The sequence below is a fragment of the Mesorhizobium sp. M8A.F.Ca.ET.208.01.1.1 genome, assembly GCF_004791315.1.
GTDB lineage: Bacteria > Pseudomonadota > Alphaproteobacteria > Rhizobiales > Rhizobiaceae > Mesorhizobium.
Genome location: NZ_SRUT01000009.1, coordinates 1 through 17,750, shown reverse-complemented (window position 1 = coordinate 17,750; position 17,750 = coordinate 1). Strand labels below are relative to the sequence as shown.

Sequence of the window (17,750 nt, the reverse complement as noted above, 5' to 3'; positions counted from 1 at the left end):
ATTCAAGAGAGAAAAACAATGACGAAACGTTCAGACATCGATCTTTTGCGCAGCCAGGCCACGCGCGGCCACACTGGCGACATCTGGAATGTCGCGGTGGATGAATACGCGCAGGGCTTCCTCAAGCGCCGCGACCTGCTGAAATACGCGGCACTTCTCGGCCTCACCGGCTTTGCCGCCTCGCAGGGGCTGTTCACGCCAGGCGCGGCGCGCGCGGCGACTGCCGGCGGCACGGTGCGCGTCGGCCTCGGCCAGCCGACCAAGGCGATCGATCCCGTCACGATCACCGATCCGGCCAGCATCGGCGTGATCAGCCAGGTCGGCGAGTATCTCATCCTCGACGATCCCAAGGACGGCCTGCAGCCGAAGCTTGCCCTGTCGTGGGAAGCCGACGAGACCGCCAGGCGCTGGACCTTCAAGCTGAGGCCAGGCGTCAAATTCCACGACGGCCGCGCCGTGACCGCCAAGGACGTGGTCGCAAGCTTCGAACGGCTGGTCGATCCGGCCAGCGGCTCCTCGGCCTTGTCGGCCTATAAGGGCATTCTCTCCAAGGGCGGCGCCAAGGTCGTCGACGACGAGACGGTCGCCTTCGATCTCGACCAGTCCAACAGCAACTTCCCGTTCTATGTCTCCTCCGACGTCTACAACGCCGTCATCGTGCCGGCCGACTATGCCGGCGATTTCGAGAAGACCTTCAACGGCACCGGCCCGTTCAAGCTGGAGTCCTTCCGCCCCAAGCAGGGCGCCAGCTTCGTGCGCAACCCCGACTATTGGGGCGACAAGGCGCTGCCCGACCGCGTCGAGATCAAGTTCTTCGACGACGAACAGGCGCAGGTTCTGGCGCTGCAGGCCGGCCAGCTCGACGTCATCCCGAGCACCACGCGGCTAGAGCTGGCGATCGAGGGCAACCCCAACTTCAAGCTGCTCAGCGTGCAGGCAAGCTCGCATGATCCGGCGCATCTCAGAACCGACCAGGCGCCGTTCACCGACAAGCGCATCCGCCGCGCGCTGGCGCTGACCATCGACCGCGAAGCCGTGGTCAAGGGCCTGCTCAAGGGCCGCGCCGTCGTCGGCAACGACACGCCGTTCGCGCCGATCTTCCCCTCGGCCGATCCGTCGGTGCCGCAGCGCAAGCAGGACATCGCCGAGGCCAAGCGCCTGCTCGGCGAGGCCGGCGTGCCCAATGGGTTCGAGGTGACGCTGACCACCGAGCGCGCCTACGACATTCCCGACTATGCGGTGATCATCCAGAATTTCGCGAAAAAGGCCGGCATCGACATCAAGCTCAACGTGCTGCCGCAGGATGCCTATTACGGCTCGGCGACATTCGGCTCCTCGCCGTGGCTGGACTCCAATCTCGGCATCACCGATTTCGGCCATCGCGGCACGCCCGACATCTTCCTCAACGCGACGCTGAAGAGTTCGGGCGCCTGGAACGCGGCGCATTTCAACAATGCGGACTATGATGCGCTGCTCATCGACTACGGCAAGGCGCGCGACCTGCAGGCGCAGCGGCTCGCCGCCGGCAAGATCCAGACCCTGCTGCTCGACGAGACGCCGCTGATCATCAGCTATTTCTCGCAATACAGCCGCATCGTTTCCTCCAAGGTCGAGGGCGTGCGCTTCACCGCCATCTCGCATCTGCTGCTCGACAAGGTGTCGTTCGTGTGATCGCCTCGATGGCGGTCGTCAGGCCCCTGGCGGCGCGCGCGGGTTCGCTGCTTCTGACGCTGTGGCTGGTCAGCGCGCTGGTTTTCCTCGCCGGGCAGGTGCTGCCCGGCGATGTCGGCCGCGTCATGCTCGGCCCGTTCGCCGATGCGCAGGCGGTCGCCGAACTCAACCGCAAGCTCGGCACCGACCAGCCAATCCTTGCGCAATACTGGCACTGGTTCAGCCGGGCGATGACGGGGGATTTCGGCGACTCGCTGTCGATGCGCGCCCCGGTGGCGCCGTTCGTGCTGGAGAGCATCAGGAACTCCGCCGCACTCGCCGGCGTCGTGCTGCTGTTCCTCGTGCCGATCGGCATCGGCGCCGGCGTCGCCGCCGGCCTGCGCCCGGGGAGCCTTGCCGACAGGCTGATCGTGCTGACCGGCGTCTCGCTCTCGATCGTACCCGATTTCGTCTCTGGCCTTTTGCTGCTGATGGTCTTCGGCCTGTGGCTGGCCTGGTTTCCGATCACCGGTGCTGCGCCCGACGGGGCCAGCTTCTGGACGTCCAGCTACTACCTCATCCTGCCTGCGCTGCCGCTGGTGCTGAACCTGATCGGCTATGTCGCGCGCATGACCAGGGCCGGGGTGATCGAGGCGCGTGGCGCCGACTACACCCGCACCGCCATCCTCAAAGGCTTGAGCCCTTCGCAGGTGCTGTTCAAGCACGTGCTGCGCAATGCGCTGGTGCCGACAGTCGCCGTCATCGCCACGCAGAGCGGCTTCCTGCTCGGCGGGCTGGTGGTGATCGAGGCGCTGTTCGGCATACAGGGGCTCGGCAATCTTGTGCTGACCGCCGCCAAGGCGCGCGACTTTCCGATGCTCGAGGCCGGCGTGCTGGTGATGGCGGCGATCTTCGTGTCGACGGCCGCGATCGGCGATCTCCTGCAGGCGCTGCTCGATCCGCGCCAGCGCCGCCGGAGCGCGCCATGACCGATCTGGCGCAATCCCCGGCGCGCGGCGACATCAGGCTCTCCTGGACCGGCAGGTTGCGCGGCCTGATGCCCGATGTGGCGCCGTCGACCGTGATCGGTTCGGTGGTGCTGCTGTTCTGGGTCGCCTGCGCGCTGTTCGGCGCGCTGTTCGTGCCGTTCGATCCCTATGCCGAGGATTTCCTGTCGATGATGACGCCGCCCGACGCGGTGCACTGGTTCGGCACCGATCAGCTCGGCCGCGACGTGCTCTCGCGCATCATCGTCGGCTCGCGCGACATCCTTTTGGTGGCGCCGCTGGCGACGCTGGCGGGTGTTGCTTCAGGCAGCGTCATCGGCCTGGTGCTCGGCACCTTCGGCGGCCTGGTCGATGCCGTCGGCGCGCGGCTGCTCGACGCGGTCATGTCGCTGCCCTTCATCGTGCTGGTGACGATGGCGCTGGTGGCGATCGGCCCGTCCAACCTCACCGTCATCGCGGTGATCGGCCTTGCCTATGCGCCGCTGGTGGCGCGCACCGTGCGCACCGCCGCGCGCGAACAGCGCGAGCGCGACTATGTCAGCGCCGCCCGGCTGGCCGGCGAAGGGCGGCTGGCGATCATGTTCCTGGAAATCCTGCCCAATGTCCGGGAAACCATCCTGATCGAGCTGATCACCCGGCTCGGCTACGCCTTCTTCTCGATCGCGACGCTGAGCTTCCTCGGCCTCGGCATCCAGCCGCCATCGGCCGACTGGGGGCTGGCGATCGCCGACGGTTACGGCTTCCTCACCGGCGGCAAATGGTGGGTGGTGGTGTTCAATTCGGCGGCGATCATTTCGCTGGTCATGGCCACCAACCTCATCGCGCAAGGCATCGGCGCTTTCGAACAAGGCGACAAATAGGCTGTGGGCGCCATGCAATGGTCGGCTATTCGATCGAATTTCTTTACAACCCGTTAATTCGGCCATGCATCAATAAGCATCTGCTAATTATCGGTGCGCGTGGGGTACGCAATGACCAAAAATCTCGGCAATGCACGCTATGTGCCGCCCAAGGACACGAGCATTTCCTTGTTCAGCAGGGTCGCGCCGGCGCTGTTCCCGCTCGTCGCGGCGGCGTTGGGCTACTTGATCGGGCGGCAGTTCCTCGGCCTATAGGACCATAGACATCAGGCGCCGGTCTCGGCTGTCGCCTCCTCGGCGCCGGCGTCGGCTCGCCTGACGCGATCGCTCGCCAGAAGCACGACAGGGCAGGCGACGGCGGCCAGCACCGCGGTCGCCGTGTCGCCGAAGAACAGCTCTTCGCCCGGCCGCTGGGTGACGCCCATCACCACCATCGCCGCGCCCTTGGCCGCTTCCCGGGCGATCGCCTGGTCGGGCGTGGCGCGCGTTCTGATGGCGGTCTCGACGGCGACGCCATAGCGGTCGGCGAGATCGGCGACATCCTTGAGCACGGCCTCCTCGCGGCGGTGCGAAACCGAGCCTGGCCGGCTGCCGTTGCGGGCCTGCGAGACATAAAGGACTTTGACGCGCGCCCGGTGCGGCCGCGCCAGGGCCAGCGCGAAATCAGCCGCGCGCCGCGCGACCTCGGTGCCGTTGACGGGAACCAGAATGGTCGCGCCGGCGCGCAGCATCGGCATCCTGCCGCTGGATTTGGCGCCATTCAGCACCAGGCAGAGCGGGCCGTCGAAGCCGCTGGTGATATCGTTCAGCGTGCCGCTGAAGGTGCCTTTGCCGGTCAGCGCGTTGTCGAGCCCAACCAGCAGAAGGCCGTAGCCCTTGCGGGCCTCGGCGGCGATCGTTTCGGTGGTGGCTTCAAGCTCGGCGCGGGCCGTGAGATGGATCTTGTCGACGGGCGTGTCCTCGGCCTTGCTGACAGCCCTGGCGCTTCTGGCCGCTCCCCTCTTGACCTGTTTCGAGGCCCGCTCGGGGCCTTTGTCGCGGGCAGGGCCGGGCAGTTTGCCGTCCTCGAGGTGGAGCAGCGTGGTCGGCATGCCGGTGCCGCCGCCGACGAGCCCGGCGAGATAGGCGGTGAACTTGCCGACCGGGCTGTCGTCGACGAGCAGCAGCAATCGTTCCAGTTTGGAGACGAAGCCGCGTTCGTCGAGCAGTTCTCGGTCGACGCGCTGCTTTTCGGCATCGCCGACCGGCAGCCGGCCGAGCGCCCAGCGCAGCATTGGCGGCATGGCGAGCGTCGTGATGACGGCCATGGTGACGATCATGGTGAACAGATTGTGGGACAGGATGTTCATCGACAGGCCGATCGAGGCGACGATGACCTCGGTCGAGCCGCGCGCGTTCATGGCGCTGCCGACGGCGATGGCCTCCCTCAGCGACATGCCGGCCAGCCGGCCGCCGAGGAAGGCGCCCGAGAATTTGCCGATGCTGGCGATCAGCACCAGCGCCAGCGTCAGCAGCGCCAGCGTCGGGTCGGCAAGCACGGTGAGGTTTGCGGACAAGCCGGCCATGCCGAAGAACACCGGCATGAACAGCGCCGTGATGACGCCGCGCAGCTGGCCCTCGATGTGGTCGGACAGGATCGGCGATTCCCCGACCAGTATGCCGGCGACGAAGGCGCCGAGCACGGTGTGGACGCCGATCAGATTGGTGATCAGCGCCATCACGCCCATAATGATGATGATGACGGTGACGACGGCATACTCGCTGCGGAAGGAGTCGTTGCTCCAGCGGATCAGGGTGAACACCAGGCGGCGGCCGATGGTGAAGGAAAACACCATGAACAGCGCCACTTCGACCACCGTGATGATGAGCGGCAGCACCTGCAGGCTGCCATTGGTGGCGATGCCGAAGGTGACGGCGATGATCAGCCAGCCGATCGTGTCCTCGATGATGGCGGAGGAGACGATGACCTGGCCGAGATTGCGGCGCATGAAGTTCATCTCGCGCACCACCATGGCGACGATCTTGACCGAGGAGATCGACAGCGCGGTGCCGAGGAACAGTCCGGCGACGATGCGCTCACCCGGCTCGGGCAGGAGGGAATCCGGCAGCACCTGCGCCAGCGCGAAGCCGCAGACAAAGGGCACGACGACGCCGGTGATCGAGATCGAAAAACAGGCCGCGCCCACCCGCCGCACGAGGCGCAGATCCGTCTCCATCCCGGTAAGCAGGAGAAGCAGCAGGATGCCGAGCTGCGAGACGGCATCGATCATGCTTTTCTGCGCGGGATCGGTGGAGAAGATCAGATGCTGGGCGTCCGGCCATATCCAGCCGAACAGCGACGGCCCGAGCAGGATGCCGCCGATCAGCTGGCCCATGATCGCCGGCTGGCCATAGCGCTGGAAGATTTCGCCGAGGCCACGGCCGACCAGAAGCAGGAGTACGATCTCGGCGACGAATAATCCCTCCGCCGAGCCGCCGATGCCCGAGGCGTGGCCGGCCGGCTGCGCGGCCAGCGCGTGGTTTGCCGGCGCCAGAACGAAAATGGCCAGCGAAAGGGCGGCCGCTGTACCGTGCGGCCTCGTTGCCGATGGATGGATCATGGGTCCCTTCAAGACGCCGCCGCGGACTGACCATCACAACGCGCGGCCGACGTTTGCGTTGCAGCCATCCGTCGCGAGTTGTTGGCGTCCGGCATCGAGGTCAGACGTGGACGTTACCGAAGGAGAGTTCGCCGTCGTCGCCTGGCGTCAGGAAGGCGGCCGCCAGCAGGCCGGCATAGAGGAGGGCAACCACGGCGACGATGGCCGCGCCCGGTATGGGACCGAGCGCCGCCGCGCCGACCGCCTCGCGCATTGTGCCGACAAAGCCGACCGGCACGCCTTGATCGATGAGGCTCGGGGTCGACAGTTTGAGGATCCAGGCGAGCAGCAGGATCAGCATCATGTGCACGTAGTTGCGGCGCAGACGGCGCGCCAGCGCCACGCGCTGCGAAACCAGGAATTTCGGGGTGCGCAGGCTCTCGCCGACGACCAGCAGCCAGTCGGAGGCGAAATCGGGCTGCGGCGAGAAGATCTGCGCGAAATAATGGCGCTCGAACTGGCGCACGCGGGCGCGGTAGACGTCGAAGAAGCGGTAGCGGCGCGCCTCGATCCACAACAAAAGCAGCACCAGCAGCATGGCGAACAGCAGCACGCCGTGATGGGCGCTGGCCGTCGACAGCGACACCGACAGCATCGCCGCGACAACGGTGATCGCCCAATTGCTGGTGCGGTCGAGGCGGTCGCGCCAGCCGGCCATGCGGGCGATCTCGGCGCGATGGAAATGGGACATCACGGTGACCAGTTCGCCTGGCGAAAGCGGTCTGCCGACGGGCGTTGCCGGCGCATCGTTCATGACTTCCTCCCAGCCGACAACGCTTATGAGGCAATGTCGTTCCGGCAGGCGGTCATTCCGGGCCGCCGATCCAGTCGACTAGCAGTGCGACGAGCCCAAAGGCGCCGCCGATGGCGCAGACCGCCGGCCACCCGGCCCAGGCCCAGGCAACACCGGCCAGCAATGAGCCGATGGCGCCGCCGATGAAGAAAATGCCGACGAACAGGCCGTTGAGGCGGCCGCGCGCCTCGGGCCGCAGCAGGTTGATGGCGCGGCGGCCGAGCGTCTGATCGCCGGTAACGCCGATATCGAGCAGCACGGCGCTGATGCCCATCAGCACGAGCGGCGTCCAGGACGTTCCGGACAAGAAGGAGCCGGCCCAGGCCGCCAGCGCCATCGCACCGATCAGCACGAGATGGCAGAAGATGGTGGCGGATCGCGTCCAGCCCTGATCGCCGGCGCGGCCGAACAAAGGCGTGACCACCGCACCGCCGGCGCCGACCAAAGCGAACAGCGCGATACCGCGCTGGCCAAGGCCGAAGGGTGGCTGCGCGAGGCGCAAGGCGACCGCCGTCCAGAACAGGCTGAACGCCGCCATCACCAGCGCCGCCGTCAGCGCGCGGCGCCGCAGCACCGGCTCCTCGCGCAGCAGATGGAACAGTGAAGCGATCAGCTTGCCATAAGACGATTTCGCCACCGGCCGCCGGCGCGGCAGCGTGAAGGCGAGCACGATGGCGAGCAGCGTCAGGGCGGCGGCGCTGAGGCCGTAGAAGGCGCGCCAGCCCCAGGCGTCGGCGACGAGGCTGGCCAACGGCCGCGCCAGTAGGATGCCGATCATCAGCCCGCTCATCACGTCGCCGATGACGCGGCCTGCCTCGCCGGGCGGGGCCATCGAGGCGGCGATCGGCACCAGAATCTGGATCGCCGAACAGGCGGCGCCGAGCCCGAACAGGACGATCAGCAGCGAGGCGATGGTGGGCGCCAGCGCCGCCACGCCGGCCGCCAATGCCGCCGCGACCAACATGCGCAGGATCAGGGCACGGTTCTCGGCGAGATCGGCCATCGGCACCAGGAAGAACAGGCCGGCGGCATAGCCGAGCAGCGTCACCATGGCGACAAGGCCAACGCTCGCGGCGCCAGCGCCGAGCGACGGGCCGATCAGCCCGACAAGTGTCTGCGGCGCGAACAGATTGGTGACGATGATGCCGGTGGAGGCGGCAAACAGCAGCGTCTGCGGGCCGGTGATGGTTTGAACCGGAAGCCGGCCGGCTGTTTGGCCGTCATTGGTATCGAGCATGAAGTCCTCAATGAAGCTGCATATCGTGCAAGGACTTTATGCCAAAGCTTCATCATGCTACAATTCAATCAATTCGATAATGATTATGCGAGGTGCGCATGAACATCCATGATCTCGAAGCCTTCGTCGCCGTTGTGGAAACCGGCTCGATCGTCGGCGCCTCGGCCAGGCTCAACCTCACCCAGCCGGGTGTCACGCGCCGCATCCAGAACCTCGAGGACGGGCTGGCGACAGCACTTCTCGACCGCCAGTCGAAGCCGCTGAAGCCGACCGCCTCCGGACGCGAGGCCTATGAGCATGGCCGCCGCGTGCTGCGCTCGCTTGAGGATCTGAAGGCCGGCGTCTCACCGCAAGGCGAGGTCAAGGGCGAGTTCCGGCTGGGCATCATGCCTTATCTCTCGGATGCAGCACTTGCGCTGCCGCTCGACAGCCTGCGCGCCGCCTTTCCGCACCTGACGCTGCGCATCAGTTCGGGCTGGTCGCCAAGGCTGGTGGAGCAGGTGGCGCGCAGCGAGCTCGACGCGGTGGCGGTGTGCCTTGCCGAAGGCCTGGCGCCGCCGGACGAACTGGTCTGCGACGATCTCGGCGCGCAATCGGTGCTGCTGGTCGCGTCCCCCAGCCTTGGCGTGCCGAAACCGGCGAAGCTCGCCGACCTGTCGCGCTTCGCCTGGGTGATGAACGAAAACGGCTGCGGTTTTCGCGCCTTCATAAGGCAGAGTCTCGAGGCCGCCAGGCTGCCGTTCCAGGTCGGGGTGGAGGCGCTCAGCGTCGACCTCAGAATGTCGCTGGTGGCGCGCGGCCACGGCATCGGCATCGTCACCCCGGGCGCCTTCGCCGACAGCCGCTGGCGCGACGCGGTGGAGGTGATCGACTGCCCCGACTTCAAGCCGCAAGTGCGCGCCTGGCTGCTGCACCGCCCGCCGGCCGGGCGGCTGGGGCGTCCGATCGCGCTGTTCCGCGACGCGCTGATCGACGGGCTGAAGGTGCCGATGCCGCTGGTGTCGTAGGTGCGCGGGACGTTGAATTTCGCCAGAATTTCTCGAATCCGATCAAGCTGCTGTGCGGAATTGCTCAAGTGCCGATTCCAGGTTCAAACGGTAATGGCTCTTGAGAATCCCTTTGCCTTCGGCAACATGGCTGCCATGGCCGAGGCACGAAAATGAACAAGCCGATTTCCGCCGCACCGCGCAAACCCGCGCCACCCAAACCGCCGATGGCGCTCACCGAGGCGCTGGTGGCGCGCACCATGCGCGTGGTCGAGGATGCCGGACCGACGCCGGGCATGATCTATATGACTGACCAGGATTATGCGCGGTTTCGTGACGAGATCCTGGCCTCGGCACCGGCCGGGCCGCTGAAACTGTTCGCCTATGGCTCGCTGCTGTGGAAGCCGGCCGGCGAGGTGAGGGGCGGCGAACGGGCGGTGGCGCGGGGCTGGCACCGGTCGTTCTGCTTCACCGTGCAACGCTTTCGCGGCACGCTCGATCAGCCCGGCTTGATGATGGCGCTCGACCGTGGCGGCCAATGCCAGGGCATGGTGTTCGAGATCGCCGAGCCGGTTGCCGACAATCTGGAGGCGCTGCTGCGCCGCGAAATGACCATCCTGCCCGCCGTCAACGTGCCGCGCTGGCTGTGGGTGAGGACCGAAGGCGGGATGAGCCGGGCGCTCGGCTTCGTCGTCGACCCGGCCAATTCGCGCTACGCCGGCAAACTGGACAAGCAGGCGGTCGCCGCGACGCTGGCGAGCGCCGTCGGCCATTGGGGCTCGGGCGCGCAATATCTGTTCGAGACGATCCGCCACCTCGACGCCTGCGGCATACGTGACCGCAATCTGTGGCAGTTGCAGGAGCTGGTGGCGCAGGAGATCCTGGGTGCCAATAGCACCATGTAGGCTCCCGCCCATCCAATCTTCCGCTTGACGAACATATATCTCTGTGGTTATACGTCAACCAATAGCCAACGGGTTATCGATCTCGGATGCCGGACGCTCATGACATGATATTCAGGACGCTCGCCGACCCGACAAGGCGGGCGATCTTCGAACGGCTGTGCCAACAGGGAGAGCAGACGGTCGGGGCGCTGACGATACAGGCCGGCGTCTCGCAGCCGGCGGTGTCGAAGCATCTGGGCGTGCTCAAGCAGGCGGGGCTGGTGCGCGACCGCCATGAAGGCCGCCAGACGCATTACAGCGCGCAGCTTGCCGCGCTGGCGCCGCTGATGGACTGGACGCGTGAGATGGCCGGGTTCTGGGAAAGCCGGTTCGACGACCTCGAGGATTTACTCAAAAGGATGGACCAGTGAACGATAGGGCCCAGGAGACCCGCACTGTCGTCGTCGAGCGGCAGATTTCCCATCCGCCTGAAAAACTCTGGCGCGCGCTGACGCAGCCGCATCTGATGGAGGAATGGCTGATGAAGAACGATTTCAGTCCGGTCGTCGGCCATCGCTTCAACATCAGCGCCGATTGGGGCGGCGTGCTCGATTGCGAGGTGCTTGCCGTCGAGCCGCACAGGACGCTGTCCTATACCTGGAACCTGGCGCACCAGGATCCGGCCTTCGATCTCAGGAGCGTGGTGACTTTCACGCTTACTCCGACGCCAACGGGAACCCATCTGCGCATGGAGCAGGCCGGTTTCCGGCCCGACCAGAGACGGGCCTATGGCGGCGCCAAAACCGGTTGGCCGCAATTCCTGGAGAAGCTGGAAGAGCTTCTGGCCCGCACGGACTGAGAGTTCCCGGCCAGGCTGAAAACCAAACAGCACTGTCAAAGGGCGGTTCTGCGCCAGCAAAACCCATGGAGAAATGCGATGAAGATCAAACTGACCAGCATCTATGTCGACGATCAGGAAAAGGCGCTCGCCTTCTACACCGGTGTGCTCGGCTTCACCAAGAAGGCCGATTTCAGCAATGGGCCGTTCCGCTGGCTGACGGTCGTCTCGGCCGAAGAGCCGGACGGGACCGAATTGCAGCTGGCGCTGAACGACAATCCGGCGGCAAAAACCTACCAGCAGGCGATCTTCAAGCAGGGCCAGCCGGCGCTGATGCTGTTCACCGACGACATCAAGGGCGATCATGAGCGCATCAAGGCGAATGGCGGTGCCTTCGCCATGGCGCCGACCGCGGTGACCGGCTCAACCATCGCGCAGGTCAACGACGGCTGCGGCAATCTCATCCAGATCACGGAACTGGCGCGCTGGTAAGGCGCCGGGTTTCAACGAACAGTGCAAGAGGAGGCAGAATTGGACTGGAGCAAATGGATACGGCAGGCGCATCGCTGGCTGTCGATGATTTTCACGATCACCGTCGCCGCGAATTTCGCGACCATGGCGTTCGGGCAGCCGCCCGCCTGGGTGGTCTATTCGCCGCTCCCGCCGCTCTTCCTTTTGCTGTTCAGCGGCCTCTATATGTTCGTGCTGCCCCATGTCGCGAAAGCGCGCGTCGCGCAGCGCGCCAACGGATAGGAACGGATGGCGAAATCGACCAAACCAGCCGCCAAGGCTGAACCGAAGCTGCTTTCCGGCGGCAACCCGCGGATCGCCAAGGGCCAGGGCGATGCGCCGGTGCAGGCCTATATCGCGGCCATGCCTGGCTGGAAGCGCGAGGTCGGCCAACGCCTCGACGCGCTCATCGAGCGCGCCGTGCCCGGCGTGCGGAAGGCCGTCAAATGGAACTCGCCGCTCTATGGCGTCGAAGGCGAGGGCTGGTTCCTCGGCATCCATTGCTTCACGCAATACATCAAGGTGGCTTTCTTTCGCGGCCTAGCGCTGGACCCGGTGCCGCCGGGCGCGTCCAAGAGCGGGGATACGCGCTATCTCGACATCCGCGAGGACGACGCGTTCGACGAAGCGCGGTTCAGCGCCTGGGCGAAGCAGGCCAGCCAATTGCCTGGCGAGCGCATGTAAACGCTCTATTTGTCGGTTCGAAGGAGAAACATCATGACGACCACGGAAGCGCAGGCGAGCAAATCTCCCTCCGAACTGATCGACGGCAGGATCAAGGAATTGGGCGACTGGCGCGGCGAGATGCTCGCCAGGTTGCGCGCGCTGATCCATCAAGCCGATCCCGATGTGGTCGAGACGTGGAAATGGCGCGGCGTGCCGGTGTGGGAGGATGCCGGCATGATCTGCACGGGCGAGACCTACAAGGCCGTCGTCAAGCTGACCTTCGCCAAGGGCGCGGCGCTGCCCGATCCGGCGCGGCTGTTCAACTCCAGTCTCGAAGGCAATACGCGCCGCGCCATCGACTTCCAGCAAGGCGAAGAGGTGGACGAGGAGGCCTTCAAGGCGCTGGTGCGCGCCGCCGTGGCTTTGAACAAGTCGAAGGCGCGAAGGTAGTCTGCCGCGTGATAGTCATAGCGCGTGACGGTCAAAGCTGTAATGGTTTGGTCGCCGCGAGCGATCGGCCCCGTTTACGATCTGGGAAGCTTGATGGTGCTAGACATGGCCGGATGAAGGCTGGCCTGCCGGGCCGGCAGGTTTGGATTCGCCGCCATGAACAGCAGCCCGATGCGCATGCCGTGGGTGGACACGGCCAAAGGCCTCTCGATCATCCTCGTGGTCATGATGTACTCGGCCTACAACACCGGCGAGTACACGGGCGGGGTGGGCTTTCTCCACTATGTCATCGGCTTCGCGACGCCGTTTCGCATGCCCGAATTCTTCCTGATCTCCGGACTTTTCCTGTCGCAGGTGATCGACCGGCCATGGCGGCGCTATGTCGACCGGCGCGTCGTCCATTACCTCTATTTCTACGTGCTGTGGGCGATTATCTCGATCGGCCTGAAGATCGGCATCTTCAGCAGGGACCCCGCCGGCATGCTGCGCGACCTCGCAATGGCCGTCGTGCAGCCCTATGGCGTCCTGTGGTTCATCTACATGCTGGCCGTGTTCGGCCTTGCCGCGAAACTGCTGCGGCAGTTTGCGGTCCCTGCCTGGATCGTCATCCCGATCGCCGCCTGCCTGCAGATGTGGGCGCCGCATCCCGATAGCTACGCGGTCGAACAATTCGCGGCCTATTTCGTCTTTTTCTACGTCGGCTTCGTCATGGCGCCGCTGGTGTTCAGGCTCGTCGAATGGACGCGGGCCCGCCCGGAGCTGGCCGTCGCCGGGCTGCTCCTGTGGGCTGTTGTCAACGGCCTGCTGGTCTATTCGCCGGGTTATGCCATGCAGCCGGTCGGCATGCGGATGGGCCTCGCGGCATGGCCGCCGCTGCATCTCACTTTGGCGGTCGCCGGGGCGGTGGCGCTGTGCGTGCTTGGCGGCTTCCTGTCGAAATTCCCCGCCATGGAATGGCTGCGCTGGCTGGGCGAGCACTCACTGGTCGTTTATGTCGCCTTCACCATCCCGATGTCGCTGTTTCGCGGCGCGGCACTCGCAAGCGGCCTCCTGACCGACACCGGCATGCTCAGCCTGGCGGTGCTGCTGGTGTCGATCATCAGCCCGGTGATCCTCTACTTCATCGTCCGGCGCATCGGTTTCGGCATGTTCCTGTTCGAGCGGCCAGCCTGGGCGCATGTCGACGACGGCAGCGCCGCGCAAGCTGCGTCGAAAACACCGCTGCCTGCCGCCGCCACCCAGTCAAGCCGGACATAACAAAGCCGCAAGAGGCCCTGCCGCCAACCTCAGCCGTCCCGCAGCCACACCAGCATCTCGCCGGGCTCGCGGTTATCCCAGGCGAAATAGGGGATGGCGGTCAGGCGCGTCTCGACCTTGGCCGGCGGTTCGGAGCGATAGAGCCCGTCCTGCCAGCCGTCGCCGGCATCGGCTTGCGCCGTGGCTGCAAGCGTCACCACGCCGCCGAGCAGGTCCGGTTCGTCATGCGCCTCGATGCCGGCTGTGCGCGGCAGGGTCAGTCGATGCAGGCTGGTGTCATTGTCGGTCGCCTCGACGCAGTAGATCAGCGGCCCGCGCGACAGCGCGACGCGGCCGGCATCCTGCCGCACCTCGGGATTGGCATAGAGCCGCTCGATCGGCATTTCGAGATCGAGCCGGACACGGTCGCCTTTTTTCCAGTTGCGCCGGATGGCGGCGTAGCCGTCGCTGGTCACGTCCTCGAGGTCTATCGTCTCGCCGTTGATTTCCAGCCTGGCAGCGGAGCTCCAACCCGGCACCCGCAGATGCAGCGTGAACTCCACTGCGGCCTGCGGCTCGACCGTGATCTCGACGGCGCCGTCCCAGGGATAGCGGCTCGCCTGCGTCAGCGTCACCGGCACGCTCGCTATGTCGAAGCGGGCGGTGGAGTCGCCGTAGAGGTGAACCGCCAGCGCATCGTCGGACAGGCTGTAGAAATAACTGCCGATGGAAGCGACCATGCGGCCGATATTGGGCGGGCAGCAGGGGCAGCGGTGCCATTTCCATCTGTTGTGCCTGCCCCGGCTTTCCAGCGGATTCTCGTAGAAGAACAGCGAGCCGTCGAGCGACAGGCCGGAGATCGAGCCATTGTAGAGCGCGCGCTCCATCATGTCGGCATAGCGAGCGTTCGGCCCCATGCCGAGCATGCGGCTCGCCCAGAACACCAGCCCGACCGAGGCGCAGGTCTCGGCATAGGCGGTTTCGTTGGGCAGGTCATAGTCGCTGGTGAAACCCTCATTGTGCGCCGACGGCCCGAGCCCGCCGGTGATATAGAGGTTTTTCGTGGTGAGGTCGTCCCACAGCCGGTCCAGCGCCAGCCGCAGCGTGTCGTCGCCATATTCGGTGGCGATGTCGGCCATGCCCGAATAGAGATACATGGCCCTGACCGCATGGCCGACGACCTTGTCCTGCTCGCGCACCGGGATGTGCGACTGGCTGTATTCATAGGTCTTGAAATGATAGGCCTTCGGATCGGCGCCGCGAGCGCGGGCCTCCTCGTCGAAATAATGCGGCTCAAGGCCGCGCTGGTCGATGAAGTATTTGGCCAATTCCATGTACTTCCGCTCGCCGGTCACCCGCGCCAGCTTGACCAGCGCCAGCTCGATCTCCTCATGGCCGCAATAGCCCTTTTTCTTGCCGGGCTCGGGGCCGAGTACCGAGGCGATGTGGTCGGCATAGCGGCACATGATGTCGAGCAGCTTGCGCTTGCCGGTCGCCTGGTAGTAGGCGACCGCGCCCTCGATCAGGTGGCCGGCGCAGTAAAGCTCGTGGCAGTCGCGCAGATTGGTCCAGCGCTTGCCGGGCTGGATGCGCTGGTACCAGCTGGAGAGATAGCCGTCCTCCTGCTGCAGTCTGCCATACATGTCGATGACGGCGTCGATCTTCTTCTCCAGTTCGGGATTCTTGCGCCGGTAGAGCGAATAGGCTGATGTCTCGATCGTCTTGCCGAGATCGGAATCCCAGAACATCTGCGTGGTCACCGTCGACCCGGTGAATCCGGGGGAGGCGGCCTCGTCGGGCGACGGCGAGTGGAAGGGAATGACGATGCCGGGCGAGGGACGGTCGGGATCGATCTGCTCCAGCATGCGCGCCTCCACGCAGCGGTCGTAAAGGATGTCGGCGGTGCGCGTCGCCACCGCCTCGGCGCGGTCGCCCCAGAAGCCGCGCACGTCGACCTGCGGCACCGGCAGCGGGCGGAAGGCGAGCTTGGGCCTGGCTGTGGTGGCGGGCCGGGGGGATGGCGATGCTGTCATGAACTCACTCCATTCGATCGATTACTTGACGGCCCCGGCCATCAGGCCGCGGATGTAGAAGCGCTGCAAAGCCAGGAACAGGATCAGGCAGGGCACCATCATCACGGTGACGCCCGCCTGCACGGCGCCCCAGTCGATGGCGCCGAAGCGGCCCGACTGAAGCGCGGTCATCATCACCGGCAGCGTGAATTTGGACTGGTCGGTCATCAGCACCAGGGCAGCGAGGAACTCGTTCCAGGCGCCAAGGAAGGCAAAGAGCGCGATGGTGACGACGCCAGGCCAGACCAGCGGCAGCATCACCTTTATGAGCATGGTGGCGTTGCCGGCGCCGTCCATGCGAGCGGCCTCCTCGATCTCGCGCGGCACCGCGTCGAAGGCGTTGCGCATCATGAAGATCGAGAACGGCAATTGAAGCGTCACATAGACGCCGACCAGCCCGGTCAGCGTGTTGTGCAGGCCAAGCTTGGTCAGCACCAGGAAGATCGGCGTTAGGATCGACTGGAACGGGATCATGATCGTCGACAGGATGAGGACGAAGAACAGGTCCTTGAACGGAAACCGAAACCGCGAGAAGCCGTAACCGGCGAGCACGCTGACGATGACCGACAATATGACGGTCATCACCGAGACATAGATGCTGTTCTGCGCCGAGACCCACAGGCCGTCGCCAAAGGAATTGAGCGTGGCATAGTTTTCGAGCGAGAAGCCCGTGGTCGGCCAGGGCGGCAGCGGCGGCAGGCGCGCCTCCTGCGCCGGCTTGAAGGCCGACAGCACCGTCCACACGATCGGCGCCACGAACAGCAGCGAGGCGATGATGCCGGTGGAGTGCCTGGCCAAGCGCGCGGCGAGCTTGCCTCTGGCTGATATCGCCTGCGCCATCAGTCGAGCCCCTCGGGCTTGCGCAGCAGCCAGAGCTGGACGAGGCTGAGCGCCACCAGGATGACCAGCAGCACCATCGACAGCGCCGCGCCATAGCCGAGCTTGAACGACACGAACGACTGGTTGAAGATCCAGTAGACCGCCGTCAGCGTCTGGTTGCGCGGGCCGCCGCGCAGGATGATGTAGAACTGATCGAAGGCGAGGATCGAGCCGGCCACCGACAGGATCAGCGCCAGCGCCAGCGTGCGGCGCATCAGCGGCAAGGTGATCGCCCGGAACCGCGCGAACGGCCCGGCGCCGTCGATGACGGCCGCCTCCTGCAGGTCCTGCGGGATCGATTGCAGGCCGGTCATCAGGATGATCATGGTGAAGCCGGCGACCTTCCACACCACCATGGCGATGATCGACCAGAAGGCCGGCTGGAAGGTGGCGAGCAGGTTGAACTTCCTGTCGATCAGGCCGAGGTCGTAGGCGGCGGGGCTGAACAGGCCGGAATCGACGTTGAGCAGCCACGACCAGAGTAGGCTTGCCGAGGCGAAGCCGACCACCGCCGGCATGAAGAACATGGTGCGGTAGACATTGGTGAACGGGCGCGGCCGCTCGATGAAGATCGCCAGCGGAAAGGCGACGGCGAAGATCGCGATGGTGACGACCAGCGTGTAGAAACCGGTGAATTTCAGCGCGTTCCAGAACCTGGTGTCGCGCAGGATTGCCCAGTAATTACCGAGGCCTATGAAGGAATGCTCGCCCATCAGCGGCCAATTGTGCAGCGACATCCACGCCGTCATGCCGAGCGGGATGACGAAGAACAGCATGACCAGCGCGACCGCCGGCGCGACATAGAGCAGGCCGATCCATTGCCGACGCCAGGCGCCGACGAGTTTGCGGGCGCGGGGCGGGGCGGTGGTTGTGATGGTGGTCATGGCTGGGCGCTCGTTCTTCCTTCTCCCCTTGTGGGAGAGCGACTATCTGGGGTGTCAAGTTGCATTTGCGAATTCGCTTCTCGCGTCGCGTGCTTTTGCGTTGAGGATGACGAGAAGTTTTCTGGCGAGTGCGATGCGGATGAGCATTTTGGGCTTTCC

19 protein-coding genes and 1 pseudogene are annotated in these 17,750 nt (G+C 65.4%); 13 read left to right on the top strand and 7 right to left on the bottom strand.

The genetic code is table 11. The features are described from left to right. The first annotated feature begins 18 nt into the window (after positions 1 to 18). The 4 genes from EN851_RS28215 (at position 19) to EN851_RS36515 (ending at position 3,772) form a co-directional block, all read left to right on the top strand. Positions 19 to 1,671: an ABC transporter substrate-binding protein gene (locus EN851_RS28215; RefSeq protein WP_135930462.1), complete on the top strand. Its 1,653-nt coding sequence runs from the start codon at positions 19 to 21 to the stop codon at positions 1,669 to 1,671. Between the two features lie 8 nt (positions 1,672 to 1,679). Beyond that, complete coding sequence (locus EN851_RS28210; protein ID WP_127870171.1) at positions 1,680 to 2,639, top strand: ABC transporter permease; 960 nt, start codon at positions 1,680 to 1,682, stop codon at positions 2,637 to 2,639. Further along, positions 2,636 to 3,517, top strand: coding sequence for an ABC transporter permease (locus tag EN851_RS28205; protein ID WP_135930461.1), 882 nt, complete (start codon positions 2,636 to 2,638; stop codon positions 3,515 to 3,517). Before EN851_RS28210 ends, EN851_RS28205 begins: the two co-directional genes overlap by 4 nt. A gap of 111 nt (positions 3,518 to 3,628) precedes the next feature. After that, complete coding sequence (locus EN851_RS36515; RefSeq protein WP_167531334.1) at positions 3,629 to 3,772, top strand: hypothetical protein; 144 nt, start codon at positions 3,629 to 3,631, stop codon at positions 3,770 to 3,772. 11 nt (positions 3,773 to 3,783) lie between these two features. Here the strand turns inward: EN851_RS36515 and EN851_RS28200 are convergent, their stop codons facing one another. The 3 genes from EN851_RS28200 to EN851_RS28190 all read right to left on the bottom strand — a co-directional run bounded on the left by EN851_RS28200 (position 3,784) and on the right by EN851_RS28190 (position 8,186). Then, positions 3,784 to 6,117, bottom strand: coding sequence for a cation:proton antiporter (locus EN851_RS28200; protein WP_245520822.1), 2,334 nt, complete (start codon positions 6,115 to 6,117; stop codon positions 3,784 to 3,786). A gap of 100 nt (positions 6,118 to 6,217) precedes the next feature. Then, on the bottom strand, positions 6,218 to 6,910 hold the full coding sequence (locus tag EN851_RS28195) for a DUF2270 domain-containing protein (RefSeq protein WP_135867364.1): 693 nt from the start codon (positions 6,908 to 6,910) through the stop codon (positions 6,218 to 6,220). 52 nt (positions 6,911 to 6,962) lie between these two features. Beyond that, positions 6,963 to 8,186, bottom strand: a complete 1,224-nt coding sequence (locus EN851_RS28190) for an MFS transporter (RefSeq protein WP_135930460.1) — start codon at positions 8,184 to 8,186, stop codon at positions 6,963 to 6,965. 98 nt (positions 8,187 to 8,284) lie between these two features. On the opposite strand from EN851_RS28190, the gene EN851_RS28185 reads away from it, so the two are divergent. The 9 genes from EN851_RS28185 to EN851_RS28145 all read left to right on the top strand — a co-directional run bounded on the left by EN851_RS28185 (position 8,285) and on the right by EN851_RS28145 (position 13,777). After that, entirely contained in the window at positions 8,285 to 9,193 is a 909-nt protein-coding gene (locus tag EN851_RS28185) for a LysR family transcriptional regulator (RefSeq protein WP_135930459.1), read from the top strand. A gap of 152 nt (positions 9,194 to 9,345) precedes the next feature. Then, the gene (locus EN851_RS28180) at positions 9,346 to 10,077 is read left to right on the top strand and encodes a gamma-glutamylcyclotransferase (protein ID WP_135930458.1); all 732 of its coding nucleotides are present in this window, start codon (positions 9,346 to 9,348) and stop codon (positions 10,075 to 10,077) included. 86 nt (positions 10,078 to 10,163) lie between these two features. Next, positions 10,164 to 10,487 (top strand): metalloregulator ArsR/SmtB family transcription factor, encoded by a 324-nt coding sequence (locus EN851_RS28175; protein ID WP_127870177.1) that lies wholly within the window; start codon positions 10,164 to 10,166, stop codon positions 10,485 to 10,487. Continuing rightward, a complete protein-coding gene (locus EN851_RS28170; protein ID WP_135867368.1) occupies positions 10,484 to 10,915 on the top strand; it encodes an SRPBCC domain-containing protein in 432 nt (143 codons plus the stop codon). Before EN851_RS28175 ends, EN851_RS28170 begins: the two co-directional genes overlap by 4 nt. Before the next feature lie 78 nt (positions 10,916 to 10,993). Then, positions 10,994 to 11,386: a VOC family protein gene (locus EN851_RS28165; RefSeq protein WP_127870179.1), complete on the top strand. Its 393-nt coding sequence runs from the start codon at positions 10,994 to 10,996 to the stop codon at positions 11,384 to 11,386. Between the two features lie 39 nt (positions 11,387 to 11,425). After that, complete coding sequence (locus tag EN851_RS28160) at positions 11,426 to 11,647, top strand: hypothetical protein (RefSeq protein WP_135930457.1); 222 nt, start codon at positions 11,426 to 11,428, stop codon at positions 11,645 to 11,647. A 6-nt stretch (positions 11,648 to 11,653) separates the two neighbouring features. Further along, a complete protein-coding gene (locus EN851_RS28155; protein ID WP_135930456.1) occupies positions 11,654 to 12,088 on the top strand; it encodes a DUF1801 domain-containing protein in 435 nt (144 codons plus the stop codon). A 33-nt stretch (positions 12,089 to 12,121) separates the two neighbouring features. Continuing rightward, on the top strand, positions 12,122 to 12,520 hold the full coding sequence (locus EN851_RS28150; RefSeq protein ID WP_135930455.1) for a DUF1801 domain-containing protein: 399 nt from the start codon (positions 12,122 to 12,124) through the stop codon (positions 12,518 to 12,520). Positions 12,521 to 12,676: 156 nt separating this feature from the next. Beyond that, a complete protein-coding gene (locus EN851_RS28145; protein WP_135930454.1) occupies positions 12,677 to 13,777 on the top strand; it encodes an acyltransferase family protein in 1,101 nt (366 codons plus the stop codon). A gap of 29 nt (positions 13,778 to 13,806) precedes the next feature. Here the strand turns inward: EN851_RS28145 and EN851_RS28140 are convergent, their stop codons facing one another. From EN851_RS28140 to EN851_RS37905, 4 genes and pseudogenes are all read right to left on the bottom strand, one after another. Then, complete coding sequence (locus EN851_RS28140; protein WP_135930453.1) at positions 13,807 to 15,789, bottom strand: glycoside hydrolase family 127 protein; 1,983 nt, start codon at positions 15,787 to 15,789, stop codon at positions 13,807 to 13,809. 21 nt (positions 15,790 to 15,810) lie between these two features. After that, positions 15,811 to 16,668 carry a carbohydrate ABC transporter permease gene (locus tag EN851_RS28135; protein WP_135916444.1) on the bottom strand — a complete coding sequence of 286 codons (858 nt, stop codon included), beginning with the start codon at positions 16,666 to 16,668 and terminating at the stop codon, positions 15,811 to 15,813. Continuing rightward, complete coding sequence (locus tag EN851_RS28130) at positions 16,668 to 17,591, bottom strand: sugar ABC transporter permease (RefSeq protein ID WP_135882635.1); 924 nt, start codon at positions 17,589 to 17,591, stop codon at positions 16,668 to 16,670. Before EN851_RS28130 ends, EN851_RS28135 begins: the two co-directional genes overlap by 1 nt. 54 nt (positions 17,592 to 17,645) lie before the next feature. After that, a pseudogene (locus EN851_RS37905) lies at positions 17,646 to 17,750 on the bottom strand (IS110 family transposase); the annotation flags it as partial.